The organism is Novosphingobium sp. FKTRR1, from assembly GCF_020404405.1.
GTDB lineage: Bacteria > Pseudomonadota > Alphaproteobacteria > Sphingomonadales > Sphingomonadaceae > Novosphingobium.
In genome coordinates this window covers 20,667-46,251 of sequence record NZ_JAIZDA010000029.1, presented here as the reverse complement: position 1 = coordinate 46,251, position 25,585 = coordinate 20,667, and the positions used below count along the sequence as shown (strand labels likewise).

General features: G+C 66.6%; 25 protein-coding genes. 9 read left to right on the top strand and 16 right to left on the bottom strand.

All coding sequences use genetic code 11. The features are described from left to right. Positions 1 to 123: 123 nt before the first annotated feature. Positions 124 to 471, bottom strand: coding sequence for a hypothetical protein (locus LDN95_RS19025; protein ID WP_226019146.1), 348 nt, complete (start codon positions 469 to 471; stop codon positions 124 to 126). Between the two features lie 601 nt (positions 472 to 1,072). On the opposite strand from LDN95_RS19025, the gene LDN95_RS19020 reads away from it, so the two are divergent. Next, on the top strand, positions 1,073 to 4,051 hold the full coding sequence (locus LDN95_RS19020; RefSeq protein WP_226019145.1) for a pitrilysin family protein: 2,979 nt from the start codon (positions 1,073 to 1,075) through the stop codon (positions 4,049 to 4,051). Positions 4,052 to 4,108: 57 nt separating this feature from the next. Here the strand turns inward: LDN95_RS19020 and LDN95_RS19015 are convergent, their stop codons facing one another. The 7 genes from LDN95_RS19015 to rpsU form a co-directional block, all read right to left on the bottom strand. Then, positions 4,109 to 5,110, bottom strand: coding sequence for a hypothetical protein (locus tag LDN95_RS19015; RefSeq protein ID WP_226019144.1), 1,002 nt, complete (start codon positions 5,108 to 5,110; stop codon positions 4,109 to 4,111). After that, positions 5,107 to 5,814 carry a hypothetical protein gene (locus tag LDN95_RS19010; protein WP_226019143.1) on the bottom strand — a complete coding sequence of 236 codons (708 nt, stop codon included), beginning with the start codon at positions 5,812 to 5,814 and terminating at the stop codon, positions 5,107 to 5,109. The genes LDN95_RS19015 and LDN95_RS19010 overlap by 4 nt, the downstream gene beginning before the upstream one ends. 81 nt (positions 5,815 to 5,895) lie before the next feature. After that, positions 5,896 to 7,392 carry an Asp-tRNA(Asn)/Glu-tRNA(Gln) amidotransferase subunit GatB gene (gene gatB, locus LDN95_RS19005; RefSeq protein WP_226019142.1) on the bottom strand — a complete coding sequence of 499 codons (1,497 nt, stop codon included), beginning with the start codon at positions 7,390 to 7,392 and terminating at the stop codon, positions 5,896 to 5,898. A 1-nt stretch (position 7,393) separates the two neighbouring features. After that, positions 7,394 to 8,893, bottom strand: coding sequence for an Asp-tRNA(Asn)/Glu-tRNA(Gln) amidotransferase subunit GatA (gene gatA, locus LDN95_RS19000; protein ID WP_226019141.1), 1,500 nt, complete (start codon positions 8,891 to 8,893; stop codon positions 7,394 to 7,396). Further along, the gene (gene gatC, locus LDN95_RS18995; protein WP_226019140.1) at positions 8,893 to 9,195 is read right to left on the bottom strand and encodes an Asp-tRNA(Asn)/Glu-tRNA(Gln) amidotransferase subunit GatC; all 303 of its coding nucleotides are present in this window, start codon (positions 9,193 to 9,195) and stop codon (positions 8,893 to 8,895) included. The genes gatA and gatC overlap by 1 nt, the downstream gene beginning before the upstream one ends. 160 nt (positions 9,196 to 9,355) lie before the next feature. Beyond that, positions 9,356 to 9,934 (bottom strand): FKBP-type peptidyl-prolyl cis-trans isomerase, encoded by a 579-nt coding sequence (locus LDN95_RS18990; protein WP_226019139.1) that lies wholly within the window; start codon positions 9,932 to 9,934, stop codon positions 9,356 to 9,358. Positions 9,935 to 10,144: 210 nt separating this feature from the next. Next, a complete protein-coding gene (rpsU, locus tag LDN95_RS18985) occupies positions 10,145 to 10,351 on the bottom strand; it encodes a 30S ribosomal protein S21 (RefSeq protein WP_008995590.1) in 207 nt (68 codons plus the stop codon). Between the two features lie 220 nt (positions 10,352 to 10,571). Here rpsU and LDN95_RS18980 point away from each other — a divergent pair, with 220 nt between their 5' ends. The 6 genes from LDN95_RS18980 to LDN95_RS18955 are packed head-to-tail and all read left to right on the top strand — an operon-like array spanning position 10,572 to position 14,715. Further along, a complete protein-coding gene (locus LDN95_RS18980; RefSeq protein WP_226019138.1) occupies positions 10,572 to 10,982 on the top strand; it encodes a CrcB family protein in 411 nt (136 codons plus the stop codon). Continuing rightward, positions 10,979 to 12,460 (top strand): RluA family pseudouridine synthase, encoded by a 1,482-nt coding sequence (locus LDN95_RS18975; RefSeq protein ID WP_226019137.1) that lies wholly within the window; start codon positions 10,979 to 10,981, stop codon positions 12,458 to 12,460. The genes LDN95_RS18980 and LDN95_RS18975 overlap by 4 nt, the downstream gene beginning before the upstream one ends. Further along, positions 12,460 to 13,101 (top strand): FMN-binding negative transcriptional regulator, encoded by a 642-nt coding sequence (locus tag LDN95_RS18970; RefSeq protein WP_226019136.1) that lies wholly within the window; start codon positions 12,460 to 12,462, stop codon positions 13,099 to 13,101. Before LDN95_RS18975 ends, LDN95_RS18970 begins: the two co-directional genes overlap by 1 nt. Before the next feature lie 13 nt (positions 13,102 to 13,114). Then, on the top strand, positions 13,115 to 13,777 hold the full coding sequence (locus LDN95_RS18965) for an HAD-IA family hydrolase (protein ID WP_226019135.1): 663 nt from the start codon (positions 13,115 to 13,117) through the stop codon (positions 13,775 to 13,777). Then, on the top strand, positions 13,774 to 14,004 hold the full coding sequence (locus tag LDN95_RS18960) for a hypothetical protein (RefSeq protein ID WP_226019134.1): 231 nt from the start codon (positions 13,774 to 13,776) through the stop codon (positions 14,002 to 14,004). The genes LDN95_RS18965 and LDN95_RS18960 overlap by 4 nt, the downstream gene beginning before the upstream one ends. Positions 14,005 to 14,013: 9 nt before the next feature. Continuing rightward, a complete protein-coding gene (locus LDN95_RS18955) occupies positions 14,014 to 14,715 on the top strand; it encodes an ATP12 family chaperone protein (RefSeq protein WP_226019133.1) in 702 nt (233 codons plus the stop codon). 61 nt (positions 14,716 to 14,776) lie between these two features. On the opposite strand, the gene LDN95_RS18950 is transcribed toward LDN95_RS18955, so the two are convergent. From LDN95_RS18950 to LDN95_RS18930, 5 genes are all read right to left on the bottom strand, one after another. Next, positions 14,777 to 15,370, bottom strand: a complete 594-nt coding sequence (locus tag LDN95_RS18950) for an NAD(P)H-dependent oxidoreductase (RefSeq protein ID WP_226019132.1) — start codon at positions 15,368 to 15,370, stop codon at positions 14,777 to 14,779. A gap of 128 nt (positions 15,371 to 15,498) precedes the next feature. Continuing rightward, positions 15,499 to 16,086, bottom strand: coding sequence for an ABC-type transport auxiliary lipoprotein family protein (locus LDN95_RS18945; protein ID WP_226019131.1), 588 nt, complete (start codon positions 16,084 to 16,086; stop codon positions 15,499 to 15,501). Between the two features lie 20 nt (positions 16,087 to 16,106). Then, on the bottom strand, positions 16,107 to 17,045 hold the full coding sequence (locus tag LDN95_RS18940; protein ID WP_226019130.1) for an MlaD family protein: 939 nt from the start codon (positions 17,043 to 17,045) through the stop codon (positions 16,107 to 16,109). Between the two features lie 16 nt (positions 17,046 to 17,061). Next, positions 17,062 to 17,892: an ABC transporter ATP-binding protein gene (locus LDN95_RS18935; protein WP_226019129.1), complete on the bottom strand. Its 831-nt coding sequence runs from the start codon at positions 17,890 to 17,892 to the stop codon at positions 17,062 to 17,064. Continuing rightward, complete coding sequence (locus LDN95_RS18930; protein WP_226019128.1) at positions 17,889 to 19,028, bottom strand: ABC transporter permease; 1,140 nt, start codon at positions 19,026 to 19,028, stop codon at positions 17,889 to 17,891. The genes LDN95_RS18935 and LDN95_RS18930 overlap by 4 nt, the downstream gene beginning before the upstream one ends. Positions 19,029 to 19,169: 141 nt before the next feature. Between LDN95_RS18930 and LDN95_RS18925 the strand changes: the two genes are divergently transcribed. Next, positions 19,170 to 21,959 carry a valine--tRNA ligase gene (locus LDN95_RS18925; protein WP_226019150.1) on the top strand — a complete coding sequence of 930 codons (2,790 nt, stop codon included), beginning with the start codon at positions 19,170 to 19,172 and terminating at the stop codon, positions 21,957 to 21,959. Positions 21,960 to 21,990: 31 nt separating this feature from the next. Beyond that, on the top strand, positions 21,991 to 22,734 hold the full coding sequence (locus LDN95_RS18920; protein ID WP_226019127.1) for a 7-carboxy-7-deazaguanine synthase QueE: 744 nt from the start codon (positions 21,991 to 21,993) through the stop codon (positions 22,732 to 22,734). Positions 22,735 to 22,792: 58 nt separating this feature from the next. On the opposite strand, the gene ssb is transcribed toward LDN95_RS18920, so the two are convergent. The 3 genes from ssb to LDN95_RS18905 form a co-directional block, all read right to left on the bottom strand. Continuing rightward, positions 22,793 to 23,356, bottom strand: coding sequence for a single-stranded DNA-binding protein (gene ssb, locus LDN95_RS18915; protein ID WP_226019126.1), 564 nt, complete (start codon positions 23,354 to 23,356; stop codon positions 22,793 to 22,795). A gap of 72 nt (positions 23,357 to 23,428) precedes the next feature. Continuing rightward, positions 23,429 to 25,288 (bottom strand): ferrous iron transporter B, encoded by a 1,860-nt coding sequence (locus LDN95_RS18910; protein WP_226019125.1) that lies wholly within the window; start codon positions 25,286 to 25,288, stop codon positions 23,429 to 23,431. Continuing rightward, on the bottom strand, positions 25,285 to 25,542 hold the full coding sequence (locus LDN95_RS18905; protein ID WP_226019124.1) for a FeoA family protein: 258 nt from the start codon (positions 25,540 to 25,542) through the stop codon (positions 25,285 to 25,287). Before LDN95_RS18905 ends, LDN95_RS18910 begins: the two co-directional genes overlap by 4 nt. Between the last annotated feature and the right edge of the window lie 43 nt (positions 25,543 to 25,585).

The window sequence follows — 25,585 nt, the reverse complement described above, 5'->3', positions numbered from 1 at the left end:
GATACCGTTCCGTCACCGGCACCGCACGCCTCTCTGGCCAGTCCGCACTCAGCGCAATCCGAGACCTCGTCGACGGACGCTTCGCGGTCGCTTGATCGGCCTCATTGCCAACCACCTGAGCAGTTACCCGATAAGAAGGAGTATTATTACCTTCCATATATCGGTATAAGTTGATAATTTCAAATTACCCATCTGCTTATGCTTTATGAACTTGCTGTAATCCGTGCTTTCAATGGATTTTACATCAGATGCCGTATTTTTATACTCGCTATTGCTTAGCAGGGTCGCATATGCAGTCTTTCCAGTTCCCTTCTCTCCGACCAGAAAATACTTCTTACTTTCGAGAACTCTATCGAGGATACTATCCCTCAAAAAAATCTTGGACAGAAATTCTTTCTCCTGACGCCCTGTGTAATTAACTGCGTCGATTGATCCGATGTTTAATGCAGAAATTTTCAGAAAATCAGACATATGCGTCCTTAAGATAGCTATGCCACATTAATGGCTGGGCGCTAACATAAGCGCAATGCCAAAATCATGACGCCTATTAGAAGAGGGGCCCGAGGGGCGACAATGCTGTGGAGAACATTAATGTAGCTGCGCCAAAGAAAGAACGGGGCTCAAACTCACGGCCGCAAAGGCATAAGTGTGCATTATGTGGTGCGATGCGAGGTGTTGGCGCGTTGTCGCGTGGGAAGCAGATGCTTGAGCCGAAATGAGACTTTTCTGTTGCCCCGCAGATCTGGACACGGGGACAATGCTTATGCGGCTCGATGAATGGCTGATTTCGGCATAGTCGGACGCACCTAATAGTTGCGACGATCGGCCGCACACTCCCACCCCACCCCCAGCCTGCCCGGCACCGGCAATCGCGGGCGGCGGGGCTGGGGACGGCCGGACAACTCCCATAGCGGGTCGCGAGGCCGGTTTGGGCCGGTGGCGGCAAGGCCATTCCCATTGCCCCCTGTTCACCTTGCGCTAAGCTGCGGGGTGGTGGACACTGGGGAGGTGCCCGGGCTTGTGGTGGGTGGTATCGCGGTCCGGGCCTTGTCCCTGAGAAGCTAGGATCACTATGCCTGCCAATCCGCTGCTTGTTCGTCCGCTCATCGCTCGCCAGCCTTTCGCCAACGCGCTTTCCAACAACCGCTTCCGCAGCACCGCAGCCTCGCTCACCGCGTTGAGCCTTGCGCTGTCCGCCTGTGCGCAGGCGCCGGTCACGCTGCGCGAAACGCCACCGCTGCCCGCCGCGCAACCGCCTGCTCCTCCAGTGGCCGCCGCGCCTGCCGCGCCCGCCTATCCCGCCGCGCCGGTCAGCGCGCTGGTCGATGCGGTGTCGATCCCGTACGAGCGCTTTACCCTGCCCAACGGCCTGACCGTGCTGGTCCATACCGACCGCAAGGCGCCGGTGGTGGCGGTCTCGGTCTGGTACGGCGTCGGCTCGAAGAACGAGCCGCGCGGGCGCACCGGCTTTGCCCACTTGTTCGAACACCTGATGTTCTATGGCTCCACCCACGTGCAGGGCGATTTCTTCCTGCCGCTGACACAGGCCGGGGCGACCGACGCCAACGGCACCACCTGGTTCGATCGCACCAACTATTTCGAGACGGTGCCGACCGGCGCGCTCGACCGCGCGCTGATGATGGAAAGCGACCGCATGGGCTTTCTGCTCGACGCGGTCACGCAAAAGCGGCTCGATGCCCAGCGCGCCGTCGTCCAGAACGAAAAGCGGCAGGGCGACAACCAGCCCTTCGGCCTGACCGAGTACGAGCAGCTTGAAACGCTCTACCCCGCCGGGCACCCCTATCACCACTCGACCATCGGCTCGATGGCCGATCTCGATGCCGCCTCGCTGGCCGACGTGAAGGGCTGGTTCAGCGATCACTATGGCCCCAACAACGCGCTGCTGGTGCTGGCGGGCGATGTCGATCTGGCCACCGCCAAGGCCAAAGTGGCGCAGTGGTTCGGCGAATTTCTGGCCGGGCCAAAGGTTCAGCCGGTCAGCGCGCCGGTGCCGACCCTGCCCGCGCCCGTCTCCCGCACGATCAAGGACACCGTCGCCACCACGCGGATCAGCCGGCTCTGGGCGATCCCCGGCCTCGACAATCCCGACAATCTGGCGCTGCAGATCGGCGCGGCGGTGCTGGGCGGGCTGGCCAGCTCGCGGCTCGACGATGCGCTGGTGCGCAAGAGCGAAGTGGCGGTCACCGCCTCGGCAGGCGCACAGATCTTTGCGCAGGCCGGTCAGTTCGAAGCGAGCGTGGACGTGAAGCCGGGCATCGATCCGGCGCGGGTCAATGCCGCGCTCGATGCCGAAATCGCGCGGCTGGTGAGCGAGGGCCCGACCGCCGACGAGTTGCAGCGCGCGGTCACCCGCTATGCCGCGACGGAAATACGCGGGCTGGAATCGGTCGGCGGCTTCAACGGCAAGGCGCCGACGCTGGCCGAAGGGCTGCTCTATTCGGGCGATCCCGCGCAATATCGCAAGCGGCTGGAGGCGGCGGCCAAGCTGACGCCCGAGGACGTGCGCGCCGTCTTGCAGAAGTGGCTGACCCGCCCGGCCTTTGCGCTGACGGTGGAGCCCGGCACCCGCACCGCCGGGGGTGAGGCGCGCGGCGGTGACAACGCCCTGCCCGCCGCGCGTCCGGCTCCGGCCGCGCCGCCCACGGCCACGCTCTCGCCGCCCGCCCCGCGCAAGCAGTTGCCCGGACCGGGCGATCTGCCCCAGCTTGCCTTCCCCGCGATCGAGCGCGCCACACTGTCAAACGGGATCGAAGTGCTGTTCGCGCGCCGCGCGGCGGTGCCGGTCGTCTCGGTGCGGCTGGCGTTCGACGCCGGGGCCGCCGCCGATCCCAAGACCGCGCCGGGCACGCAGGCGCTGTTGCTGCAACTGATGGACGAAGGCACCGAGGCGCTGGAGGCCAGCGAGCTGGCCCGCGTGCGCGAACGGCTGGGCGCCTCGATCGCGGCGCAAGCCTCGGCCGATACCACCGCGTTCCAGTTGGATGCGCTGACGCCCAACCTGCCCTCGTCGCTGGCGCTGTTGGCCGACTATGTGCGCCATCCGGGCCTGCGCGCCGCCGATCTTGAACGGGTCCGCGCGCAGCAACTGGCCGCCATCGACGCCGAACTGGCCGAGCCCGGCGATACCGCCGAGCGCGTGCTGTTCCCCGCGCTCTATGGCCCCGACCACCCCTATGGCCGCGCGCCCACGGGCACCGGCAGCAAGGCGGTGGTGGCCCGGCTGACCCGCGCCGATCTGGCCGCGTTCCACGATGGCTGGCTGCGCCCGGACAAGGCGCGGATCATCGTGGCGGGCGACACCACGCTGGCCGAAGTCACCGCGCTGCTGGAAAAGAGCTTTGGCGACTGGCGCGCGCCGTCGACCCCGGCTCCGGTCAAGGATCTGGCGGCGGCGATTCCCACGCCCACCCCGCGCATCCTGCTGGTCGACCGGCCGGCATCGCCGCAGTCGATGATCGTGGCGGGCGAAGTGCTGGGCCAGCGCGGCACCGACGATCTGGTCCCGCTCAAGGCCGCCAACGAAGTGCTCGGCGGCAATTTCCTCGCGCGGATCAACAGCAACCTGCGCGAGGCGAAGGGCTGGTCCTATGGCGCATACAGCGTTGTGTCCGACCGCACCGACCGCGTCGCCTACCGCGTCATCGCCCCGGTGCAGACCGACAAGACCGGCGCGGCCATCGCAGAAATCCGCAAGGAATTGAGCGGCTTCCTTGGGACCAAGGGGATCACCTCTGCCGAACTCGGCTGGTCGACGGCGGGCAGCGCGCGCGAACTGGCGGGCAGCTTCGAAACCTCGGGCGCGGTGCTCGATGCGGTGGCCAAGATCGCCGCCTACCACCGGCCCGACGATTTCTACGTCCGCCTGCCTGAACGCTACAAGGCGATGACGGCAAAGCAGCTCGATGCCGTCGCGCGCGCCAGCCTGAACCCGGCCAATCTGACGTGGGTCGTGGTGGGCGATGCTGCCAAGGTGAAGCCGCAACTCGCCACGCTTGGCCTGCCGATCGAAGTGGTCAAGGCGGGGGAGTGATCTCCCGCCATGGCGCCGACGCGGGGGGAGCGACCTCCCCCCGCGTTACGGCGGCACTTACTTCTTGATCTTGGCGCGGCTGACCAGCGTCGGGTTGGACAATTCCTCGCCGGTGCGCGCATCGACCACCACGTCGCGGTGGTAGGCGAGCACGCCGGGGATCGGCGCCAGACGGCTGATAAGGATGCCCAGGTAGTTGTTCATCTTGGGGCTGGCGTGGAGTTCGGCCTGTTCCTGCGGCCAGTCCTTCAGGCTGGCGGGCACATCATAGCGCAGCGCCCCCAGTGCCAAAGTCTTGGCCGGCTCCTTGCCGGCGGCGGCGCGCTTGGCGGCCTGTTCCTTGGCGGTCAGCCGCGCGACATCGCTGTCCTCGTCCCAGTGCGGCAGCACGGCCAGCGCGTTACCCAGACTGGTTACCGCACCGGCCTTCACCGCGAACTTGACCGAGCCCATGCACATGCACACGCCGCCGCTGGGCAGGCCGGGGCCGCCCAGCACCGGACCATACCAGATGTACGTGCCGGGCTTGACCGCCTCAAGGTAGCTGACCGTCTCACCCTTGGCGTAGACATTCATCGGCCCGAACATGACCTGATCGCGCAGTTCCAGCGGATCGGCGACGAAGGTTTCCAGCTTTGGCTCCACCGGCGGTTCGGGCGGCTTGGCCTTGGTCTGGTTGGCGACGGCAACGTCTGCCTTCCACTGCGTCAGCGCGCTCTGATATGACTTCTGCGCCTTGGCAAAGGCCTTTTGCCGGTCCTTTTCCCAGGCCGCGCGGCTTTCATCGTCGGGCAAGCGCAGGAACATGCCGAACTGGCGCGCCGGACCGCTGATGAAGATATAGCCGCGCGTCGGATCGCGGGTGACTTTGCCCGACAGCACGTCCCGCTCCTCCACCGGCTTGGGACCGATCGGCTTGGCATCGGCGTGGTCGGCCGGCGCCACCGCGGGCGCTGCGACAGCGGGTTTGGCTTCATCGGCAGCGGCGAAGGCCGGGCTTGCGCCATAAGCGCTGGCGCCCAGCAGGGCGGCGGTGATGATCCGGACAGCGCGCTTCACAGGCCCAACTCCTTCGTCGTCGGCGCGGGGCCGGATGCCACCAGCGCCTGCAGCGCCAACGCCTCGTTACGCACGCCTTCGCGCTTGCGGCCCATGCCTTCTTCGAAGTTGAACGCGGACCACAAGTCATGAGTCAGGCCAAAGCGCTGATATTGCTTGAAGCCCATGCAGTTGCGCATGTTGACGCGGCGTTGCTGGCGGCGCGCGGCCGAGCCGAAGATGGCGTCTGCCACAAGGCTGCCGATCGCACCGCCGATTGCGGCGGGCAACACGCCATATTGCGCAGCGGCAGCGGCGGTACCGGCATTGCCACCCAGATAGATGCTGCTGCCGCTGGCCAGCGCATCGCATTCGCGAATGTCGGCATAGGCATCGGCAAAGCTGGTGTTGGCACGGTGGAAATAGAAGTACTTGTCGAAGTCGGCTTCATCCTGCGGCGTCGCGGTGAAATCCAGCTTCGGTGCCACCAGCCCCTCGGTCGACGGAATGGCCTCAAGCCCATCCGGGGCCAAAGCCGGAGCGGGAGCCGCGACCGGCCCAGCCACCGATGACGTGACCGGCGGCGTGACCGCTGCGGCCTCCGTTCCCGCCACCGCTGCCGCCACCGCTGCCGGTTGCGCCTGCACGCTTTGCGCGCAAACCCCTTGCGCGCAGACCATCGCACCACCTGCCAGCAGCAGGGCAATCCTATTGAAACGGGTCATCATGCCTCCCCCCAAGGCCACCTTCAAAGCAGGCTAGGGGAAATCACGCAAGGGATTGCCGCAGAACGTCCACAGTACTTGTCAGCCAAGCTTTGCCTTCAGCACCTGATTGACCAGTTGCGGGTTGCCCTTGCCTTGCAGGGCCTTCATCGTCTGGCCGACGAAGAACCCGAACAGCGCTTCCTTGCCGCCCTTGTACTGTTCCACCTTGTCGGCGTTGGCGGCCAGCACGGCATCGGCCGCCGCTTCGATGGCGCCGGTGTCGGTGGTCTGCTTGAGCCCTTCGCGCTCGACGATTTCGCCCGCGCCGTCACCGGTTTCAAGCATCTTTTCCAGCACTTGCTTGGCGATGGAGCCAGAAATCGTGGCGTTGCCGACCAATGCCAGCAATTCGGCGGCGGCTTCGGGGCCGATCGGGCTGTCGAGCAATCCCTTGCCCAGCTTGTTCAACGCGCCGAACAGTTCGCTGGTCAGCCAGTTGGCGGCCTGCTTGGCCACGTCGGCCTCGGCCTTGCCCTGCTTGCTGGCGGTAAGCGCGACCAGGCGCTCGAACCAGCGCGCGGTTTCCACGTCCGCCGTCAGCACCGCCGCGTTATAGGCCGACAGGCCCAGCGCCTGTTCGTAGCGCGCGCGCTTGGCATCGGGCAGTTCGGGCAGGCTCTGGCGGCATTCCTCGATGAACGCGGCTTCCAGCACCAGCGGCAGCAGATCGGGATCGGGGAAGTAGCGGTAATCGTGCGCGTCTTCCTTGCTGCGCATCGACCGGGTGGTGCCGGTGTCGGGGTCGAACAGGCGGGTTTCCTGCACGATCTTGCCGCCGGCCTCCAACACGTCGACCTGCCGGTTCGCCTCATGCTCGATCGCGGCCATGACGAAGCGCACCGAGTTGACGTTCTTGGTCTCTGTCCGCGTGCCGAGCGGCTCACCGGGGCGGCGCACCGACACGTTCACGTCGGCGCGCATGCTGCCCTGATCCATGTTGCCATCGCAACTGCCGACATAGCGCAGGATCGTGCGCAGCTTCGACAAGTACGCGCCCGCTTCGGCGGGGCTGGTCATGTCGGGGCGGCTGACGATTTCCATCAGCGCCACGCCCGAGCGGTTGAGGTCGACATAGGACATCGTCGGGTGCTGATCGTGCATCAGCTTGCCCGCGTCCTGCTCCACGTGGATGCGCTCCACACCGATCCGCTTGGCGACGGGAATCCCCGCCTTTTCATCGGCTTCGATGTCAAGATAGCCCTCGCCCACCAGCGGGTGGTACAACTGGCTGATCTGGTAGCCCTGCGGCAGATCGGCGTAGAAGTAGTTCTTGCGATCGAACCGCGACCAGGCGTTGATCTGCGCGTTGATGGCAATGCCGGTGCGCACCGCCTGCCGGATGCATTCGCCGTTCAGCACGGGCAGCATGCCGGGCATGGCCGCGTCGACCAGACTGACCTGCGTGTTCGGCTCTGCCCCGAACGCGGTGGCCGAGCCCGAAAACAGCTTGGCCTGCGTGGTGATCTGGGCATGAACCTCAAGGCCGATAACGACCTCCCATTCGCCCGTTGCGCCATGGATGCGATAGCTGCTCATATTACCACCACTTCTTCGGTCGTGCCGTAAATGCAGCGCGCTGTTCGAGCGCGAGCCCTGCGTTCAGCACGCCCTGTTCGTCGAACGGCTTGCCGATCAGGTGCAGGCCGAGCGGCAGGCCGGTGCTGTCAAGGCCCGCGGGCACCGACATGGCGGGCAGCCCCGCCAGGCTGGCGGGCACCGAGAACACGTCGTTCAGGTACATTTCCAGCGGGTCGGCGCTCTTTTCGCCCAAGGCAAAGGCCGATGACGGTGCGGTCGGCGTCAGGATCACGTCGCACTGGGCAAAGGCCTCGGTGAAGTCGCGCGCGATCAGCGTGCGGACCTTCTGCGCCTGCGTGTAGTAGGCGTCATAGAAACCCGCCGAGAGCACATACGTGCCGATCAGGATGCGGCGCTTGACCTCAGCCCCGAACCCGGCTGCGCGGGTGGCGGCGTACATGTCCTGCAAACCGGCATGGTCGGGCAGATCGCGCAGACCATAGCGCACGCCGTCATAGCGGGCGAGGTTGGACGAGGCTTCGGCAGGCGCGATGATGTAATACGTCGGCAGCGCGTACTTGGTGTGCGGCAGCGACACATCGACCACTTCGGCGCCTGCGTCCTTGAGCCAGGCGATGCCATCGTCCCAGCTTTTGGCGACATCGGCGTTGAGGCCTTCGATGCGGTATTCGCGCGGGATGCCCACCTTCTTGCCGCGCAGATCGGCGGAAAGAGCGGCGCTCCAATCGGGCACCGGCAGGTTGAGGCTGGTCGAATCCTTGGGGTCGAAGCCCGCCATCGTTTCGAGCAGCAGCGCGCAATCGGCCACGTCGCGGGCCATCGGTCCGGCCTGATCCAGACTGGAGGCGAACGCCACGATGCCCCAGCGCGAGCAGCGGCCATACGTCGGCTTGATCCCCGAAATGCCGGTGAAGGCGGCGGGCTGGCGGATCGAGCCGCCGGTGTCGGTGCCGGTGGCGGCGGGCACGATGCGCGCGGCAACCGCAGCGGACGAGCCGCCCGACGAGCCGCCGGGAGCAAGGGCTGCGGTGTCGAGCCCACCCTGGCCATCGGGACGGCGCCAGGGCGAGATCACGTTGCCGAACGCGCTCGTCTCGTTCGAGGAGCCCATCGCGAACTGATCGAGGTTGAGCTTGCCCAGCATGCCCGCGCCCGCGTCCCACAGCTTCTGGCTGACGGTCGATTCGTACTGCGGCACGAACCCTTCGAGGATGTGGCTGGCAGCAGTGGTCTGCGTGCCTTGCGTTGCGAACAAGTCCTTCATGCCGATCGGCACGCCCGCCAGCTTGCCCAGCGGCTTGCCCGCGGCGCGGTCGGCATCGACTCTGGCCGCCGCATCCAGCGCCTTTTCAGGCGTGGTGACGATGAAGGCGTTGAGCGCGCCTTGCGCCTCGGCCACCGCGGCGTTGAAGGCAGTGGCCACTTCGGTGGCGGTGAATTCGCCCTGCGCCACGCCATCGCGCAGCGCCGTGACGGTAAGATCTGTCAGCGCGGTCATTATTCGATCACCTTGGGCACGCCAAAGAAGCCGTGTTCGGGTGCGGGCGCGTTGGCCAGCACTTTGTCGCGCACGTCGCCGCCGGTCAGCGGGTCGGCATTTACCACGTCTTCGCGCAGGCGCAGCGTGTTGGGGATGACGGCGGTCATCGGCTCGACCCCGGTCACGTCAACCTCGCCGAGTTGTTCGACCCAGGCGAGAATGCCGTTGAGTTCGGGGACCATCGCCTCAAGATCGGCTTCGGTCACCTTGATGCGGGCCAGCGAGGCGATCTTGGCCACGGTGGCGGTATCTACCGACATGAATGTCCTTCCTGCGCGCTTTGGACTGGCGGAATTTGATGGGACTGGCGGAATCGGATGGGCAGAATCAGGCGGGCGGCCATGGCGCGGAACCGTAAGGCCAGCGCGCCAGCCTGCAAGCCGGGGTGCCACCGCATGGGATGCACTCCGGCGGCAAACCTTATTGCTGCGGCGCGCCTTCGGGCCCGCCAGCACCGGGCATGCCCGGCATCGCGCCACCCGGAGCGCCCTGTCCGGCGCCCATCTGCTGCTGCATCTGCTGGATCAGCCGACGCTGCTGCTCGATTTCGGCGCGGTTCTTGAAGTCGACCAGTTCGACCGTGAAGGTCAGTTCGCTGTTGGCGGGGATGACGACTTCGCCGGTCTGCGGGTTCTTCTTCTCTTCGGCGCCATAGCCCAGCGCGGCCGGGATCACGATCTTGTACTTGCCGCCGCGCTGCATCTGCTGCAGCCCCTTGCTGAAGCCGGGGATCACGCCTTCGACCGGCATGGCGACCTTTTCGCCGCGATCGAATTCCTTGCCGTTGGCCAGCGTGCCGACATAGTTGACCAGTACGACATCGCCCAGACCCGGCTTGGCGCCCTGGCCCACCTTGATCGTGTCGATCTCAAGCGAGCGGGTACGGCTGCCATAGGCGACCGCGCCGCCCAGCGACAGGGCCAGCGCCACACCGATCCAGAGCTTGGTAAGCGAGCCCTTGGCGACGGGCTGCAGCGGCACGCGGGTGATTTCCGACATCGTTATCCCTTTTTTGGGTTGCCCCCGAAGTCCGGGTACCAGTGATTCGAACGCGCGACAGCCGAATCAGCGCGCGACCGCAGGGCCGGACACGCAAAAGGGCGCCGCAAACATACGGCGCCCTCTAAGCCGACCGGGCGATCGGCTGCAAGCGATTAGATGGGCCAGTGGCGGAGCGAACGGGCGCCCCGCAGCCGTGGCCCGAACCGCCTACTTCGCGCCGTCGCGCTCAGCGCGCTTGCGCTCAAGCTTGCGGGCGCGGCGAACGGCGGCAGCCTTTTCGCGGGCACGCTTTTCCGAAGGCTTTTCAAAGTGACGGCGCAGCTTCATCTCGCGATACACGCCCTCACGCTGCAGCTTCTTCTTGAGCGCGCGAAGGGCCTGGTCGACATTGTTGTCGCGAACGAGAATCTGCATAAACCGCTACACCTCGATTATCCGGGAGCCAGAGCCCGCCAATGCCTTAACGGCGGGAGTGACTCATGATTTCCAAAAACACCAAATGCGCCGAATCCGTTCAGGACCGGCACGAACTTGCGGCCCGATAGCGATTCCCCCCGGCGATGGCAAGGGTGCAAGCAAATTGCCTTGAAGCAAACTCGTGCATTTGTGACGCTTCACGGCTAAGGGGTCGGCAATGAGTTCCCCTCCGACATTTCCGATCGCCTCGCTTTACGTCGCCGGTGGCGGCGCGCTGGGTGCGTGGCTGCGCTTTCTGACCGGGCGCGCGTGGACCGCCGCAATCGGGCCGATCGCGGCCAGCGCCTTTCCGTGGGCGACGCTGACCGCCAACGTGCTGGGCAGTCTGGCGATGGGCCTGCTGACCGGCTGGCTGGCGCGCTTTGGCCCCGGTGGCGAGGGTCTGCGCCTGCTGCTGGCTGTCGGCGTGCTGGGGGGATATACCACGTTTTCTTCGTTTGCGCTTGAATTTGCGCTGTTTGTCGAGCGCGGCGCTTTGGGCATGGCCATGGTCTATGTCGGAGTGTCGTTGCTGGCCGGGTTCGCCTCCCTGTTCCTGGGCCTGTTTACGATAAGGGTTTTTGCATGAGTGATGACGTCCGCCAGTTCACCGTCGGCCGCGACGACGAAGGCGTGCGGTTGGACCGCTGGTTCAAGCGCCACCTGCCGACCGTCGGCTTTGCCACGGTGTCGCGCTGGGCGCGTACCGGCCAGATCCGCGTCGATGGCAAGCGCGCCGAAGTCGACACCCGGCTTGCCGCCGGGCAAGTGCTGCGCGTGCCGCCGGGCGGTTCGCTGCCCCCCGGCCCGCGCGGCGCCGCCGTGCGCAAGCCGCTGACCGAGGAACAGCTGGAACTGGCCACCAGCATGGTGCTGGAACAGGACCGCGCCGCGATCATCCTCAACAAGCCGCCCGGCCTTGCCACGCAAGGCGGCAGCGGCACGCACGAGCATGTCGACGGCCTGCTCGATGCCTTTGCCAGTGACACCGGTCCGCGCCCGCGGCTGGTCCACCGGCTCGACAAGGACACCTCGGGCGTGCTGCTGATCGCGCGCACGCCGGGCAGCGCGGCGTACTTTGCGCGGCACTTTTCGGGGCGCACCGCCAAGAAGATCTACTGGGCGCTGATCACCGGCGTGCCCGATGTGAAGGACGGGCTGATCGAACTGCCGCTGGCCAAGCAGCCGGGCACGGGCGGTGAAAAGATGATGGTCGACGAAAGCGAACAGGGCCAGTCCGCGCGCACCCGCTATCGCATCATCAGCCGCGCCGGAAACGCCGCGTGCTGGGTCGAACTGCAACCGCTGACCGGGCGCACCCACCAGTTGCGCGTGCACATGGCCGCCATCGGCCACCCGATCGTGGGCGATGGCAAGTACGGCGGGCAGGCCGCGTTCCTGACCGGCAGCATCAGCCGCAAGATGCATCTCCACGCCCGGCGCCTGCGCATTCCGCATCCCGAAGGCGACCTGATCGACGTGACCGCGCCGCTGCCCGCCCACTTTGCCGCGAGCATGGCGCAACTGGGCTTCGAGGAGAGCGAGGGCGACCTGCCGCTCGATCCGATCAAGCTGGAAACCGAAAAGGACGTGCAGAAGCGCGCGGCCAAGGCCCATTCCAAGGAATACCGCAAGGAACGCCGGGGCGAACGCCGCAAGCGCGCGGACGATCCCTCGCCCTCGCGCAAGCCCACCGGTCAGCGCGCCGCTGCGGCCGTCTATGGCAAACCCGCCGCACGGACCGGCGCCAAGCCCGCAGCCCGCGCTGGCGGCAAGCCCGGCGCCAAGTCCAGCACGGGCGGCCCGCGCGCCTCTGCCGGCAAAGTCTATGCCCGGCCCGAAGGACGCAGCGCGGAAGGCGAGCGGCCCGCTGGCGGCAAGACCTTTGGCAAGCCCGCCGCTGCGCGCAAGACCGATGGCCCGCGTTCGACCGGACCTCGTTCTGCCAGTCCTCGTTCTGACGGCCCGCGTTCTGACGGACCTCGTTCTGACGGCCCCCGTAGCTCTGGCCCCCGCAGTTCCGGCCCGCGCAGCTCCGGTCCCCGCAGTTCCGGACCCCGCCGCTGATGCATCCCAACGCCGCCTTTCGCCGCACCGCCGGGCCCGATGGCTTGTCGGGTGACGAGGCGGCGGCGCGCGCGCTGCATGAGGCGCTGATCGCGCAAGTCGGCTTTGGCATGGTGTTCCTGCCCACGCCCGATGGTCCGCGCGTGGCGCACACGCCGTTGCTGTCGACCGGCGATGGCGCGGTGCAGTTCCATCTGGCGCGCGGCAATGCGCTGACCCGCCACCTTGACGGAGCGAACGCGCTGGCGCTGATCAACGGGCCAGACGCCTATGTCTCGCCGCGCTGGTATGCCGCCGCCGATCAGGTGCCGACGTGGAATTACGTCGCGCTCGAACTCGAAGGCCGGGTGCGCAAGATGGAGCGCGACGGGCTGATCGCCCTGCTCGAAGCGCTGTCCGCCCGGCAGGAAGCGCTTGTCACCGATGCAGGCGCGCCGTGGACGATGGCCAAGATGGCCCCTGCCCCGCTTGGCCGGATGCTCGATGCGATCGTCGGCTTCGAACTGGAAATCGCGGCTTGGCGCCCGACCTTCAAGCTGTCGCAGAACAAGCCCGCCGACGAACGCGCGCGCGTGATCGCCGGGCTTGAGGCGCAGGGTTCGGTCGCCATGGCGCAACTGATGCGCAATCTGGCGGGTTGAGGAGTTTGCGACCGTGACCTTGCGTCTGGCCATATTCGATTGCGACGGCACGCTGGTGGACAGCCAGTCCGACATCGGCGCGGCGATGGATACCGCCTTTGTCGCAGCGGGCCTTGCCCCGCCGCCGCGCGCCGCCACCCGCCGGGTCGTCGGCCTGTCGCTGCCCGAGGCGATGCGCCGTCTGGCTCCGACCGATGACACCGCGCTCCATGCCGAACTGGCGCAACTCTACAAGGACGCCTTCCGTTCGCGGCGCGAGGCCGGGCAAGTGGGCGAGCCGCTTTATGCCGGGATCGCCGCGCTGATCGAGGAACTGGCCGCCGACGGATGGCTGCTGGGCGTGGCCACCGGCAAGAGCGATCGGGGGCTGGCGCATTGCCTTGCCACGCATGGCCTGTCGGGCCACTTCGTCACGCTGCACACTGCCGACCGGCACCCGTCAAAGCCGCACCCCTCGATGATCGAGGCGTGCCTTGCCGATACCGGCGCGGCGCCTGCGGCTACCGCGATGATCGGCGACACCACTTATGACATGGCGATGGCGGTCAACGCCGGGGTGCGCGCGCTGGGCGTCGACTGGGGCTATCATCCGCCGCACGAACTGATCGAGGCCGGTGCCGAGGCGGTCGCCACTTCGATGACCGAACTGCGCGCGCTGCTGCGGGGGATGGAATGAGCGAAGGGCGCCAGACAGACCCGGCGCGCGGCCGTTTTGCCGTGCTGCAACTGGTGCGGTTGAGCGGCGCGCTGCTCGCTTTGCTGGGCGCGATGATCGCGGGCGGCAAGGTCGGCTGGCTGGCCGGAGTGCCCGAGGGGGCGGGCTATGCCCTGCTGGCGGTGGGACTGGCCGACTTCTTCGCGCTGCCACCCTTGCTCGCCCGGCGCTGGAAATCCCCGGACTAGGACACTGCGATGAAACGGTTTTACAAGCAGGTAACGGTGGCCGAGGCTGCCGATGGCTTTGGCGTGGCGCTCGATGGGCGGCGGATCAAGACCGTCGGCGGCAGGCAGCAGACGGTGCCCACCCGCGCGCTGGCCGAGGCGATGGCCGCCGAATGGGCCGCGCAAGGCGAAACCATCGATCCGGCGGGGTTCATCCTGCGCGATCTGGCCGACTATGCGATCGACGTGGTTGCCGCCGGGAAGCCCGCGGTGATCGCCGAAACGCTGCCTTATGCCGAAACCGACACGCTGTGCTATCGCGCCGAACCGGACGAGGCGCTGGGCATCCGCCAACGCGCCGAATGGGATCCGCTGCTGGCCTGGGCGGAAGCGCAATGGGGCGTCGCGCTGCAACCCGTCGCCGGGGTTATCCACCGCCCGCAACCGGCCGAGGCGCTGGCCAACTTGCGCGCACGGCTCGAAGCGCTCGATGCCTTCGTGCTGGCCGCGCTGCGCAACACCGCCAGCCTTGCCGCCTCGCTGATCGTCGGGCTTGCCGCGCTGGAGGCGGAGGCCGACCTGACCGCGTTGTGGGCCGCCGCCAGCCTTGAGGAAACCTGGCAGGCCGACTTGTGGGGCCACGATGCGGAAGCCGCCGAGCGCGCCGAAAAGCGCTTTGCCGCGTTCTGCGCCGCCGCGCGCTTTGCCGCGCTGGCGCGGCAACAGAATTGAACGCCGCGCTGGCGCGGCAACAGAATTGAACGCTGCGCTGGCGCGAAGCTAGACGGCGACGTCAGGCTGCGGCCACACCCAAGGCGCGCACTTTCGCCAGCCCGGCCGCGCGGCAGGCTTCGTCCTCGATACTGCCGATCACGGTGCTTTTGACCGGGCGAATGCCGACGAAGCGCAGCACGTTGCGCTCCAGCGATTTCAGGCTGTGGCTGCGGTAGAACAAGCGATAAAAGAACGCGGGCATCCCCATGGTGACGATCAGCCGGGCCGAGCGCCCGTGCAAGGGCTGGGTCGCCTGCCCCGTTTCGGGCACCACCCGCACGAAACTGGGCCGCGCCACTTGCTCCAGAAACGCTTTGGCAAGCGCGGGCAGATCGCCGAGCCACAAGGGGTAGAGCAGCACCACATGCCGGCACCGGAGCAGCTTTTCCTGCACGGCGGCAATCGCCGGAGGTGGTGCACCGAACTCCCAGTCGTGCGCACTCCGCAACACCGCGAAGTCGAGCGTGGCGATGTCCACCCGCTCGACCCGATGGCCGCCCTGAATTGCGCCCGCGCAATAGGCATCGGCCAGCGCACCGACATAGTGCCCCGGCGCGGCGTCGGGATGGCCATTGATGACCAGGATCGGGCGGGGATCGGGCGGATGGTTCATGCGACCGACTATCGCACAGCGACACCGCACGACCTTGATGGCGATCAACCCGCATGCCGGGCGGTGCGCGAAATCGGACCGGCGGAGCGGACGGGCTTTGCGCACCGCCCCCTCAACCGTTCCTTACCTCAACCCACCCAGTCGGCGACGTCCTTGGCCACGGCGTTGGCCGCTTCGTTGAGCGCCGGGCCGACCGCCTTGCCTTCGGCCTCGATGCCCGGAACGGTGCGTTCGAACCGGCGGGTCTGGACGGTGCCGTCGGGCAGTTGGCGCAGCGCATCGAAGCGCACCACAACCGAACGGCTGCGCACATCATAGCCGAAATCGAGCAGTCGTCCGCCCAGCTTGACGTTGCGGACGCCGCGATCGCCTTCGACCACCAGCCGCCCGCCCTTTGCGCGCAGCGTTTCGGCCAGCAAGTGCTGGAACAGCCGCGCCGGACGTTCGATCCACAGCGTTTTCTTGAGGTAGGCGACGCTGGCATCGTCGATCTGCACCGGTACGCGCAGCACCGCCAGCCGCGCGTCGGTCACCGGTTCAAGCACCGACAGTGCATCGGCCAGATTGCCGCTGGCGGTATTGCCGACGGGCGCCGAGGCGGTCGAAGTCAGCGTCAGCAACGAGGCCGGTGGCTTGGCGGCAAGCCGCACGCACCCGCTCAACCCCAGCGCCAGCAGCGGGACAAGGGCCAAGGTCCGCAATGAATTCCGCCGCATGCGATTTCTCCTGACGCGGGTCACTGTTTGTAGTCGGGCAACTTGTTGCCCCCGACAAGGCTGCCGACGCCGCGATCGTTCACCCGCTCGGTCAGTTCGCGCAAGCTGCGCGAGGTTTCCTGAATTTCGCGCAACGTGCTTTCGAACGCGGGCAAAGTGCGGTCGTTGAACTGCTTGGCCCCCGGCTTGACCTCGGCCATCGCGGCCTGGATCGTGTCGGCCGCCGTCTGCGCCGACTTGAGCGTGGCGCGCAGTTGCACCATCGCGCCGCTGTTCTGGTCGTTGATCGCCGCATCGGTCGAATTCGACAGCTTTTCCACTGCCGACAGCGTGTAATTGGCCTGGCGGATCGCCGATTGCAGCTCGGTCAGCGTCGCCTTCACCTCGGGCGCTGCGGCGGCCAGACTGCCGCTCAGGTGATCGGTGTTGGTCAGGATGTTCTGGAACGAATTCAGGTTCTTGTCCGACAGCACCAGCGTCAGCCGCTCGGTCAGCGTGGCCAGCCGTTCAAGCAGCAGCGGCGCGTTGGACAGCAATTCGCCAAGCCCGCCGCGCTTGGTCGGGATCACCGGCGCCCCGCTTGGCCCCGGCTCCTGAATCGGCGGGGCGCCCTTGAGCGCGCCCGACAGCGTGATCGTGCTGACCCCGGTGAAGCTGCCCTGCAGACTGGCGGTGGTGCCGACCAGAATGGGCACCTTGCGGTCGACCTTGATCCGCACGCGGACGAACTGCGGGTCTTTCTCCCACAGCGCGATGTCCTTCACCTGCCCGGCCGGAACGCCTGCGTAAGACACCTCGGACCCGCGCGCGAGCCCGTCGACCGACTGCTTGAAGAAGATGTCGTAGTCGTTCTGCGCGCCCTGGTTGAGCCGCGCGATCCAGATCGTCAGCGCGGCAAGGCCGGCCAGCAGCAACAGCGTGACAGCGCCGACCCAGATGTGGTTTGCCCGCGTTTCCATCGCTCTTTTTCCTGCCCTAGCCTGCTGTTGCCGTCGCCGGTGCCGCAGCGGCGCGATCATGGGTATCGAGTGCCGCCCGGCCACGCGGGCCATTGAAGTATTCCTGAATCCACGGGTGGTCGGTGGCCAGCAATTCGGGAATCGTGCCGATCGCGATCACCCGCTTGTCCGCCAGCACCGCCACCCGGTCGCAGATGGCATAGAGCGTATCAAGATCGTGGGTGATCAGGAATACCGTCAGCCCCAGCGTTTCCTTCAGGCTGTGAATCAGGTCGTCGAACGCGGCGGCGCCGATCGGGTCGAGCCCGGCGGTCGGCTCGTCAAGGAACAGCAGTTCGGGATCGAGCGACAGCGCCCGCGCCAGCCCTGCGCGCTTCCTCATCCCGCCCGACAGTTCGGACGGGAACTTGCTGGCAGCTTCTGCCGGCAAACCCGAGAGTTGCACTTTGTAGCGCGCGATTTCGTGCCGCAGCGTGTCGTGGATTTCGGGATAGAATTCGCGCAGCGGCACTTCGACGTTTTCGCCCACGGTCAGCGTCGAGAACAGCGCGCCGCCCTGAAACAGCACCCCCCAACGGCTGCGGATGCGGATGTCGGCATCGTCCTGCGCGCTGGTGATCGAACTGCCCAGCACCTCGATCTCGCCCGAGTGGGGGATCTGCAAGCCGATGATCGAACGCATCAGCACCGATTTGCCCGTGCCCGACCCGCCGACCACGCCAAGGATCTCGCCCTTGCGCACATCAAGATCGAGCGATTCGTGGACCACCTGATCGCCAAAGGCGTTGACCAGATCGCGCACCCGGATCGGGAACTGCGGGTCAGGCGTGGAAATATCTTCGCTCATCCCCAGCCGATCTCGGTAAAGAACACCGCGAAGAACGCATCGAGCACGATCACCGTGAAGATCGCCATGACCACCGCGCCGGTGGTGCGCGCGCCCACTTCCTCGGCATCGTTGCGTACCTGCATGCCCTGATAGCAGCCCGACACCGCGACGATCAGCCCGAACACCGGCCCCTTGAGCAGACCGACCCACACGTCGTGCAGCGGCACCACTTCCTGAATGCGCGACAGGAAGGTCAGGAACGGAATGCCCAGCGTCAGCGAGGCGAGGAACGCACCGCCGATGATGCCGATCACCGACGAATAGACGCCCAGCAGCGGCATCATCAGCATCGTGGCGGCAATGCGCGGCAGCACCAGCGCCTCCATCGGCGAAACCCCGATGGTGCGCATGGCGTCGACTTCCTCGGTCAGCTTCATCGTGCCCAGTTGCGCGGCAAAGGCCGATCCTGAACGCCCCGCGACCATGATCGCGGTCATCAGGATGCCCAGTTCGCGCAAGGTCAGCCGGCCGACGAGGTTGACCGTATAGATCTCGGCCCCGAACTGCTGCAACTGCACCGCGCCCTGCTGGGCGATGACGATGCCGACCAGAAAGCTCATCAGCCCGACGATGGCCAGCGCGTTGACGCCCACCAGTTCCATCTGGTGGACCAGCGCCCTCATCCGGAATTGCCCCGGATGGCGCAACAGCGTGGCGGTGCCCAGCACCATCTGGCCAAAGAAGCCGAGCACGCCGAGCATGCCCCGGCCCATGCCGATCACGCTGTCACCGACTTGCGCCGGTACGCGCAAATACCACGGCAAGCGTTCGCGTTCGATCGCCCCGCCTTGGGTGCCGGCGCGGCTGACCGCCTCGATCAGGCGCTGCGCATCCGTGCTCGCACCTGTCAGCTTGGCATCGAGCCGTTGCGACAGGCTCCACGCGACCCACGCGCCGACCGTGTCGATCCGCTCGACTCCGGCCAGATCGATGGTGCCGACAGGTTCTTCGATGTGGCGCAGGCGGCTGTCGATATGGCCCACGGTGGATACCAGCAACGGCCCGCTGAACCGCAGGTTCCCGCCGCCGGCATCGCTGCCCGCATCGCCGCCCGTGCTGCCGGGTTCTATGGTGAAATCAGCAGTCTGGGCCATTGCGTGCACACCATGGGGCAAAATCCTCGACCCAGCAAGGGCGGGCTCTTGCGCAATTTGCTCCACCACGCGGACACCCGATCCCACAGTGCCTTGGCGACACGGTTGCAGCGTGGCCCGCGCGGTGGCAAGGCGCAAGCCATGACCGACCAGACCGACGAGCAGATTCCCGCGCAAACCGCAGCGGAACTGGACCAGACTTTGGCGCAAGGCCTTGCCAAGACCTTCGATCCCGCCGCGATCGAGGCCAAATGGTACGCCCATTGGGAAAGCGAAGGCCGCTTCCGCCCCGAACGCCCCGATGCCGAGCCGTTCACCATCGTCAACCCGCCGCCGAACGTGACCGGCAGCCTGCACATCGGCCACGCGCTCGACAACACGCTGCAGGACGTGGTGATCCGCCACGAACGGCTGAAGGGCAAGGACGCGCTGTGGGTGGTCGGCACCGACCATGCGGGCATCGCCACGCAGATGGTGGTCGAACGCCAGCTTGAAGCCGCGCAGGACAAGCGCACCAACTACACGCGCGAAGCGTTCATCGACAAAGTGTGGGAATGGAAGGCCGAGAGCGGCGGCACCATCACCCGCCAGTTGCGCCGCCTTGGCTGTTCGATGGACTGGTCGCGCGAACAGTTCACCATGGACCCGCACTTCACCAAGGCGGTCGTCAAGGTGTTCGTCGACCTGTACAACCAAGGTCTGATCTATCGCGACAAGCGGCTGGTCAACTGGGATCCCCGGCTGAAAACGGCGATTTCCGACCTTGAGGTCGAAACGCGCGAGGTTCAGGGCGGGTTCTGGCACTTCAAGTACCCGCTGGCAGACGGAGTGACCCGCGCCGACGGGCTGGACTATATCGAGGTCGCCACCACGCGGCCCGAAACGATGCTGGCCGACATGCTCGTGGCGGTGAATGCCGACGATCCGCGCTATCAAAGCGTGATCGGGGCGTTCATCGACCAGCCGATCACCGGCCGCCGCTTGCGCATCGTGGCCGACGAACACGCCGACCCGGAACTGGGCAGCGGCGCGGTCAAGATCACGCCCGGCCACGATTTCAACGACTTCGAGGTGGGCAAGCGCGCCGGGATCAAGGCGTCCGACATGCTCAACATGTTCGATGCCGAGGCCAACGTGGTGCAGACCGCCGACGGGCTGGTGCCGGACAAGTACCTGGGTCAGGAGCGCTTCACCGTGCGCAGCTGGATCGTCGCCGACATGAAGGCGGCCGGTTTCCTGATCCCGCACGTGACCAAGGACAAGGAAGGCAACCCGGTCGAACACGATGCCGAACCGCGCACCATCCAGACCCCGTTCGGGGATCGCGGCGGCGTGGTCATCGAACCGTGGCTGACCGACCAGTGGTACGTCAACGCCGCCGAACTCGCCCAGGCTCCGATGGAAGCCGTGCGCAGCGGCGCCATCGAGATCGTCCCCAAGACCTGGGAAAAGACCTTCTTCAACTGGATGGAAAACATCCAGCCCTGGTGCGTTTCCCGCCAGTTGTGGTGGGGGCACCGGATTCCGGCTTGGTATGCCGAGGACGGCTCGATCTACGTCGCCGAAACCGAAGATGCCGCGCAAGCCTTGGCCGGTAACAAGCCCCTGACCCGCGACAACGACGTCCTCGACACGTGGTTTTCCAGCGCGCTGTGGCCCTTCGCCACGCTGGGCTGGCCGGAGGACACTGCAGAAGCCCTCCCCCGTTCGGGGGAGGGAGCCAGCCTCCTGCAAAAACACTACCCCAACGATCTGCTCGTTTCCGGGTTCGACATCCTGTTCTTCTGGGATGCGCGCATGGCGATGCAAGGCATCCATTTCATGAAGGAAGTGCCGTGGAAGCGGCTTTACCTGCACGGGCTGGTGCGCGCCGCCGATGGGCAGAAAATGTCCAAGTCCAAGGGCAACGTGGTCGATCCGCTGGGCCTGATCGACCAGTACGGCGCCGATGCGCTGCGCTTCTTCATGTGCGCGATGGAAAGCCAGGGCCGCGACGTGAAGATGGATGAACGCCGCGTCGAAGGGTATCGCAACTTCGCCACCAAGCTGTGGAACGCGGCGCGCTTTTGCCAAAGCAACGGCATAACCGGCAGCACCACCCTTGCCGCGCCTGCCGCCACCAGCGCGGTCAACAAGTGGATCGTCGGCGAAGTCGTGGAAACGCAAATCGCGCTCGACAAGGCGATGGCCGACTTGCGCTTCGATGCAGCGGCGGGCGCGATCTACCGCTTCGTGTGGGACACGTTCTGCGACTGGTACATCGAACTGGTCAAAGGCAACTTCGACGCCGAAACCCGCGCGGTGGCTGGCTGGGTGCTCGACCAGATTCTGGTCATGCTCCACCCGTTCATGCCCTTTGTGACCGAGGAACTGTGGCACGCGTTGTCCGACCCCGCCCACCCGCGGGAGCAAGACCTGATCGTCGCCCGCTGGCCCGAGCCGCAGGCCAGCGTCGATCCGGCGGCCAAGGCCGAGGTCGAATGGCTGATCGCGCTGGTCTCCGCCCTGCGCGGGGCCAAGAACGAACTGGGCATCGCGCCCGGCGCGCGGCTGGAAGCATGGCTTCCTGAACCCTCGGACCAGACCCGCGCCATCATCGCCGCCAACCCGGCGGTGATCGAGCGGCTGGCACGGCTGACCGCGATCCACTTCGCCCCGGCCCCTTCGGGCGCAGCGATGCAAGTGGGTGCAGGCGATGCCAACCTGATCGTGCCGCTGGACGGGGTGATCGACATCGCCGCCGAAAAGGCCCGGCTGGAAAAGGCGCTGGCCGCCTCGCAAAAGGAAACCAAGGCCTTGGAAGGGCGGCTGAACAACGCCTCGTTCGTCGAACGCGCCAAACCCGAAGCGGTGGAAAAAGCCCGCGCCGACCACGCCCATCACAGCGCCGAGGCTACCCGCCTTGCCGCTGCGCTGGCGCGGCTGGGCTGAACGGCCAAAGCGCGGCGATGGTGACGCCCCCATGCTGACTTTGGCCACCACCACGCCGGGCGAGGCGGAAGTCTTCGCCTCGTTGCAGGGCGAAGGGCCGTCGATCGGGCGGCCGAGCCTGTTCGTGCGGCTGTCGCGCTGCAATCTGGCGTGCCAGTGGTGCGACACCGCCTACACCTGGCGGTTCGAGGGCGACAACCGCGCGCACCGCGATGACCTTTACTTTGCCCGCAGTGCCAATCAGGTGAGCGTGGACGAGGCTGAGCTTGCCGCGCGGCTGGCGGACTATGCCGAGGACCGGCTGGTGATCACCGGGGGTGAGCCGCTGTTGCAGGGCGCGGCGCTGGCGCGGATGCTGGCGGCCTTGCGCACGGGCAAACCCGGCCTGCATGTCGAGGTGGAGACCAATGGCACCGTGGCGCCGCATGCCGCGCTCGACCCGCTGATCGACCAGTACAACGTCAGCCCCAAGCTGGCGCATTCGGGCAATCCGGCCGAGTTAGCGCTGATCCCCGAACGGCTGTCCGCGTGGGCCGCCGACCCACGCGCCTACTTCAAGTTCGTGATCGCCAGCGAGGACGATCTGGCCGAAGTCGAGGCCTTGCAACGGGCCCATGACATCGTGGCCGAGCGGCTGTTCGTGATGCCCGAGGGCACCGCCAGCGCCACTTTGCGCGATCGGTCGCGCTGGCTGTCGGCCGCCGCGCTCGATCGCGGCTGGCGCTTCACCGACCGGCTGCACATCCACTTGTATGGCGACACGCGCGGGACGTGAGAGTCTGCTCCTCCACCCTTGTCGGGGGAGGAGCGCAATTCGTTGAAAAAAGGGTCGATCAGAACGGGATATCGTCGTCCAGATCGTCGGCATAGCCGCCACCGCCGCCAGCAGGCGCGCCGCCGCCGCCCTGGTTCCAGCCACCGCCCGCACCGCCACGGCCACCACCACCGGCGCCGCCTTCGTTCCAGCCGCCGCCGCCGCCGCCCGAGCGGCCACCGCCGCCAAAGCCGCCGCCGCCGCTGCGCCCTTCACCACCCGCGCCGCCGCCCTGCGGCCCGTCGAGCATCGTCAGGTTGCCGTTGATGCCGACCGAGATTTCGGTGGTGTAGCGGTCGTTGCCCGATTGGTCCTGCCACTTGCGGGTGCGCAACTGGCCTTCGATGTAAACCTTGCTGCCCTTTTTCAGGAAGCGCTCGGCCACACCGACCAGACCGTCGGACTGGAGCACGACGCTGTGCCATTCGGTGCGCTCCTTGCGCTCGCCGGTGGCCTTGTCCTTCCAGCTTTCCGAGGTGGCGATGCGCAAGTTGGCGATGCGGCCACCGTTCTGGAAGCTCTTGACCTCGGGATCCTGCCCAAGGTTGCCGACGATGATCACCTTGTTGACGCTGCCTGCCATCGAATCGTTCCCTGACTGAATTGGCATAGTCGGTAAGCGGCGCGGCCAGCGACCTCAAGCCGCGCGCACGACTTATCCCAAACCGAGCGCCACCGCCGTCCAGTAGGTCAGCCCGGCAAAGGCATAAGCCAGCGCAAACATGTAGCCGAGCATGAACGCCGGCCACTTCCAGCCGTTGGTCTCTCGCCGGGTGACCGCGATGGTCGACATGCACTGCGGCGCGAACACGAACCAGGCCAGGAACGCCAGCGCGGTCGGCAGGCTCCAGTGCGCCTTCAACTGCGCGGTCAGGCCCTGTTCCTGCGCGGTCTCGTCGGTGCTGCCCACGGCGTAAGTCGTGGCGAGCGCGCTGACCGCGACCTCACGCGCGGCCATCGCCGGGATCAGCGCCAGCGCGATGTCGCGGTTGAAGCCGATGGGTTCGATCACCACCGCAAGGCCGTTGGCGACATGCCCGGCGATCGAGGCGTCAACCTGATCGCGGCCGGCTTCCGCGCGCGGGAAATTGAGCAGCAGCCACAGCACCACGGTGACGGTGAAGATCATCGTGCCCGCGCGGCGCAGGAAGATCCATGCGCGCTGCCACAGGCCCAGCGCCAGATCCTTGACCGTGGGCAATTGGTACTTGGGCAGCTCCATGATGAAGCCGCTGGCCGCGCCCTTGGTCACCGAGCGGCGCAGGATCAGCGCCACCGCCATCGCGCCGACGATTCCGGCGACGTAGAGCCCGAACAGCACCAGCCCTTGCAGGCCGATGCCGGGCAGCACCTGCCGGTTGGGGATGAACGCGGCGATGATCACCGCATAGACCGGCAGTCGCGCCGAACAGGTCATCAACGGCGCGATCAGGATCGTGGTCAGCCGGTCCTTGGGATCGGTGATGCTGCGCGTGGCCATGATACCCGGAATGGCGCAGGCAAAGCTCGACAGCAGCGGGATGAAGCTGCGGCCGGAAAGCCCGACGCCAGCCATCATTCGGTCCATCAGGAAGGCGGCGCGCGCCATGTAGCCGGTCGCCTCCATCACCAGAATGAAGAAGAACAGCGTCAGGATCTGCGGCAGGAACACCACGACCGCCCCGACCCCGGCGATGATCCCGTCGGTCAACAGGTCGCGCGCCAGCGAAGGCGGCAGCGCGGCGTGGACCGCGGCGCCGAAATCGGAAAACAGCGCATCGAGCCCGTCCTGAAACGGCTTGGCCCAACTGAACACCGCCTGGAACACCACGAACAGCAGCGCGAACAGGATCGGCGGCCCGGCGAACGGATGCAGCAGCACTTTGTCCATCCGCGCGTGGATGCGGTGGCGGGTGGTTTCGGACAGGATCGCGCCGCGCGCCATCTCGTGCGCCAGCATCCGCCGTTCGGGCAAGGTGAGATAGGCACGCGGATGCAGCGTGGCGTCGGCCTGCACGGTGTCGCGCGCCACCGCCACCGCTTCGGCCAGTTCGGTCAGCCCGCGGCGACGCACCGCCACCGTCGGGATCACCGGGACGCCAAGTTCAGCCGACAGCGCGGTAGGATCGAGCACCAGCCCGTCGCGTTCGGCCAGATCGACCATGTTGAGCGCGACCACGCACGGCCGCCCCAGCGCCAGCACTTCCTGCGCGAACACCAGATGCTGTTCGAGGTTCGACGAATCGAGCACGATCACCAGCACGTCGGGCTGCACCTGACCCGGCTGTTCGCCCATGATTACCCGGCGGGTGACCGCCTCGTCCGGGCTGGTCGCGTCAAGCCCATAGGAGCCGGGCAGATCGACCAGTTCCACTGGCTCGCCACTGGGCAGGATCATCCGCCCGGCCTTGCGCTCGACGGTAACGCCCGGATAGTTCGCGATTTTCTGGCGCGCGCCGGTCAGCGCGTTGAACAGCGCGCTTTTGCCCGCGTTGGGATTGCCGACCAGCGCGGCAACGCAAGCCCGGCGGCTCATGCCACGGCGTCCTGCACCAGCGGCTCGACCTGAATGGCGCGGGCGTGGACGCGGCGCAGCGCCACCGTCATCCGCCCGATCTCGATCGCCAGCGGATCGCGCGTGAAGAACACCCCGCGATAAGCCACCGCGATACGCGCGCCAGTGTCGAGCCCCAACGCCTGAAGGCGTTGCGCCTCTTCGGGCACCAGCGCGTCCCAATCGACCGAATCGATGCGGGCGGGAGTGCCAAGCGGGAGTTCGTCCAACGTCACGGTAAGGGCGCTGCCACAGGCCCAGCGCCTTTGCAAGTCATTC

Excerpts from the sequence above, each read along its gene's own strand:
- LDN95_RS19025 (WP_226019146.1), bottom strand. The coding sequence starts at position 471 with ATGTCTGATTTTCTGAAAATTTCTGCATTAAACATCGGATCAATCGAC.
- LDN95_RS19020 (WP_226019145.1), top strand. The coding sequence starts at position 1,073 with ATGCCTGCCAATCCGCTGCTTGTTCGTCCGCTCATCGCTCGCCAGCCT.
- LDN95_RS19010 (WP_226019143.1), bottom strand. The coding sequence starts at position 5,814 with ATGACCCGTTTCAATAGGATTGCCCTGCTGCTGGCAGGTGGTGCGATG.
- gatB (WP_226019142.1), bottom strand. The coding sequence starts at position 7,392 with ATGAGCAGCTATCGCATCCATGGCGCAACGGGCGAATGGGAGGTCGTT.
- gatA (WP_226019141.1), bottom strand. The coding sequence starts at position 8,893 with ATGACCGCGCTGACAGATCTTACCGTCACGGCGCTGCGCGATGGCGTG.
- gatC (WP_226019140.1), bottom strand. The coding sequence starts at position 9,195 with ATGTCGGTAGATACCGCCACCGTGGCCAAGATCGCCTCGCTGGCCCGC.
- LDN95_RS18990 (WP_226019139.1), bottom strand. The coding sequence starts at position 9,934 with ATGTCGGAAATCACCCGCGTGCCGCTGCAGCCCGTCGCCAAGGGCTCG.
- rpsU (WP_008995590.1), bottom strand. The coding sequence starts at position 10,351 with ATGCAGATTCTCGTTCGCGACAACAATGTCGACCAGGCCCTTCGCGCG.
- LDN95_RS18980 (WP_226019138.1), top strand. The coding sequence starts at position 10,572 with ATGAGTTCCCCTCCGACATTTCCGATCGCCTCGCTTTACGTCGCCGGT.
- LDN95_RS18975 (WP_226019137.1), top strand. The coding sequence starts at position 10,979 with ATGAGTGATGACGTCCGCCAGTTCACCGTCGGCCGCGACGACGAAGGC.
- LDN95_RS18970 (WP_226019136.1), top strand. The coding sequence starts at position 12,460 with ATGCATCCCAACGCCGCCTTTCGCCGCACCGCCGGGCCCGATGGCTTG.
- LDN95_RS18960 (WP_226019134.1), top strand. The coding sequence starts at position 13,774 with ATGAGCGAAGGGCGCCAGACAGACCCGGCGCGCGGCCGTTTTGCCGTG.
- LDN95_RS18955 (WP_226019133.1), top strand. The coding sequence starts at position 14,014 with ATGAAACGGTTTTACAAGCAGGTAACGGTGGCCGAGGCTGCCGATGGC.
- LDN95_RS18950 (WP_226019132.1), bottom strand. The coding sequence starts at position 15,370 with ATGAACCATCCGCCCGATCCCCGCCCGATCCTGGTCATCAATGGCCAT.
- LDN95_RS18945 (WP_226019131.1), bottom strand. The coding sequence starts at position 16,086 with ATGCGGCGGAATTCATTGCGGACCTTGGCCCTTGTCCCGCTGCTGGCG.
- LDN95_RS18940 (WP_226019130.1), bottom strand. The coding sequence starts at position 17,045 with ATGGAAACGCGGGCAAACCACATCTGGGTCGGCGCTGTCACGCTGTTG.
- LDN95_RS18935 (WP_226019129.1), bottom strand. The coding sequence starts at position 17,892 with ATGAGCGAAGATATTTCCACGCCTGACCCGCAGTTCCCGATCCGGGTG.
- LDN95_RS18930 (WP_226019128.1), bottom strand. The coding sequence starts at position 19,028 with ATGGCCCAGACTGCTGATTTCACCATAGAACCCGGCAGCACGGGCGGC.
- LDN95_RS18925 (WP_226019150.1), top strand. The coding sequence starts at position 19,170 with ATGACCGACCAGACCGACGAGCAGATTCCCGCGCAAACCGCAGCGGAA.
- LDN95_RS18920 (WP_226019127.1), top strand. The coding sequence starts at position 21,991 with ATGCTGACTTTGGCCACCACCACGCCGGGCGAGGCGGAAGTCTTCGCC.
- ssb (WP_226019126.1), bottom strand. The coding sequence starts at position 23,356 with ATGGCAGGCAGCGTCAACAAGGTGATCATCGTCGGCAACCTTGGGCAG.
- LDN95_RS18910 (WP_226019125.1), bottom strand. The coding sequence starts at position 25,288 with ATGAGCCGCCGGGCTTGCGTTGCCGCGCTGGTCGGCAATCCCAACGCG.